This window comes from Serratia odorifera (assembly GCF_041448735.1).
GTDB classification, from domain to species: Bacteria; Pseudomonadota; Gammaproteobacteria; order Enterobacterales; family Enterobacteriaceae; genus Serratia_F; species Serratia_F odorifera.
Genome location: NZ_JBGMUT010000030.1, coordinates 1 through 2068, shown reverse-complemented (window position 1 = coordinate 2068; position 2068 = coordinate 1). Strand labels below are relative to the sequence as shown.

Genomic DNA, 2068 nt, shown 5'->3' with positions numbered 1-2068 from the left:
AGTGGCCGAACTTCTGCCCTGGAACGTGGATCTCCCCCCTAAATAACTGTCAATACGGCGCTGCCTTTACGCTTACGTGGCGGTAAAGTCTTGCTTCAACAGGTTGGGGGCCACTGGACGTTTGTGATTCGAATCTGTTGTGACCTTGAACTTCCTGGCTGCCTTCGCCTTCAGCCCTTGTCGCCGCAGGCTGGCGGCTATCGTTTTACGGTTGTAACCCCAGCCCTCTGCCCGCAATTCATGGTATAGGCGGCGGGCACCATACCGGCCTTAATGCTCGACAAAAGCGCTGGCGACGCGGCTGTCACAGAGTTCCCGCCGTAACTGTGAAGGTGTTTTTTGCCCGGTTCGCTGACGCCAGGCATAGAATCCGCTGCGGCTGACAGCCAGGACCCGGGCCATACAAGTAATACGAAAATCAGCCTGATGCTGTTGCATAAAGACGTACCTCATTTCAGGCGTTTGGCAAAGTACGTCGCGGCCTTTTGGAGAATGGCTAACTCCTCGGCCTGTTCAGCCCACTGGCGTTGAGTTTGCAATTTCAATGAGTTGCTGTTGTTCCCGCTCGGAGTTTGTCAATGCTTGCTGCTATTTTGTACGCCAGGCGTAGAGCTGAAACTCATAAAAACTCAGCTCCCTGGCGGCTTTGGCAACGCCGATCCGCAGGGCCAGTGCCAGGGCATGCTCACGGAATTCATCAGGGTAACGATTTCTGGCGATTTTATGGTCTGTAGATTGAGTCATAGTGCACCTTTGTTAGCAATTTTACTCGCTTAACAACGTGTCCACGAGCTCTGGGCCAGATCAGTGACTAAATAACGATATCAATGAACAGGCAGTATTTTAATGAAAAATCTTCATGCTCTCCTTTTATCACTTTTGCCCCGTATCGTATAGCACCCTACTGGTATATACTCGCAGTATTCAAATGAGGAGATACCCTATGAAACATAGAGTCAGCGTGACCGTGGACAAAGAGCATTACCAGGCATTACACACTGCAGGCATTAACATTTCCGGACTGGTTAATGAAGCTATCGGGCGGGAGGCCCGTCGTATACAGGCCGAGCACTGGAAATCGGAGAACCGGGAAGGCATGGAAGAAGTAGCAAATTTCATTACACAACACGGCTCATTTGCCGACGAAAACCGGGGCTGGTGACATGCAGTTCACGGTCTATGAATACAAACGCGAGAGCCATTACAGGCTGTTTGTAGATGTGCAGAGCGACATTATCGAAACACCCGGACGGCGCATGGTGATCCCGCTGCTGGAATCCCGGTATTTCTCGCAGAGGGTCAACCGCCAGCTGTTCCCGGTGGTCTGTGTCAGCGGAATAGACTACCGGGTTATGACGACAGAACTATCAGGCGTGTCAGCCAGTGTCACCGGCGAGGCGCAGGCAGATGTCAGCGCTGATGCGGAAGCCATCAAAAACGCCCTGAACCTAATGTTCTGGGGGATCTGATAACATTGTGATGGACGCCCCTCCCTAACGTAGCTGCTGCCATACTTTTAGGAGAGCATAAAAACCGTGGGCAGTCACCGAAAGCATCGCCTGCTGGGGCTAGAATAGCCAACATCATTTTCATCACAATACCCGTTACCCAGTTATGAAGATCTACGTCATCAAAATCGCCGTTCGCGGCGTCAGCCCCATGGTCTGGCGTAGGCTAAGAATCGCTGCTGATACGTCGCTGGCCGCATTTCACTTCATTTTCCAAATCGTGCAGGGCTGGGATGATGACTACCTCCATCAGTTTCATATTTACGGCAAAGATTACGGTATCTCTTACGACGGTGGCATTGGCTTCCCGGATAATCCGTTCATGGTTAGGAGATTGAATCGACCATTTTTGAGATCTCAAACGATAGATCGTAGTGTGTCATACTCCCAGAGGGCGGGGAGTGCCGAGCGATTACGCGTAAAAATGCCAACTTTGCTGACTTTTTAAACTAAAAACCATTTTTCAGGCGCACTTATCCAGAACTGGGCTCTGAAGCCATCGTTTTTTCGCCATCCGATGCAGCCTGTCAGAGAGCATTTTTGTAGCGTGTTCACCCGCC

At 51.1% G+C, this 2068-nt stretch carries 4 protein-coding genes and 1 pseudogene; 3 read left to right on the top strand and 2 right to left on the bottom strand.

The features are described from left to right. Nucleotides 1-72 precede the first annotated feature (72 nt). Nucleotides 73-258 (bottom strand): annotated as a pseudogene (locus ACCC84_RS23395) (IS3 family transposase); the annotation flags it as partial. A 330-nt stretch (nt 259-588) separates the two neighbouring features. Beyond that, a complete protein-coding gene (locus ACCC84_RS23390; protein WP_371902411.1) occupies nt 589-744 on the bottom strand; it encodes a transposase in 156 nt (51 codons plus the stop codon). A gap of 199 nt (nt 745-943) precedes the next feature. Here ACCC84_RS23390 and ccdA point away from each other — a divergent pair, with 199 nt between their 5' ends. The 3 genes from ccdA to ACCC84_RS23775 all read left to right on the top strand — a co-directional run bounded on the left by ccdA (nt 944) and on the right by ACCC84_RS23775 (nt 1956). Further along, nucleotides 944-1162 (top strand): type II toxin-antitoxin system antitoxin CcdA, encoded by a 219-nt coding sequence (ccdA, locus tag ACCC84_RS23385; RefSeq protein WP_371902410.1) that lies wholly within the window; start codon nt 944-946, stop codon nt 1160-1162. Nucleotide 1163: 1 nt separating this feature from the next. Further along, nucleotides 1164-1469 (top strand): type II toxin-antitoxin system toxin CcdB, encoded by a 306-nt coding sequence (gene ccdB, locus ACCC84_RS23380; protein WP_371902409.1) that lies wholly within the window; start codon nt 1164-1166, stop codon nt 1467-1469. A gap of 145 nt (nt 1470-1614) precedes the next feature. Beyond that, the gene (locus ACCC84_RS23775; RefSeq protein WP_443096498.1) at nt 1615-1956 is read left to right on the top strand and encodes an IS1096 element passenger TnpR family protein; all 342 of its coding nucleotides are present in this window, start codon (nt 1615-1617) and stop codon (nt 1954-1956) included. Nucleotides 1957-2068: the final 112 nt, after the last annotated feature.

Bases quoted from the DNA above. Each gene is read 5' to 3' on its own strand.
- ACCC84_RS23390 (WP_371902411.1), bottom strand. From the start codon at position 744: ATGACTCAATCTACAGACCATAAAATCGCCAGAAATCGTTACCCTGAT.
- ccdA (WP_371902410.1), top strand. From the start codon at position 944: ATGAAACATAGAGTCAGCGTGACCGTGGACAAAGAGCATTACCAGGCA.
- ccdB (WP_371902409.1), top strand. From the start codon at position 1,164: ATGCAGTTCACGGTCTATGAATACAAACGCGAGAGCCATTACAGGCTG.
- ACCC84_RS23775 (WP_443096498.1), top strand. From the start codon at position 1,615: ATGAAGATCTACGTCATCAAAATCGCCGTTCGCGGCGTCAGCCCCATG.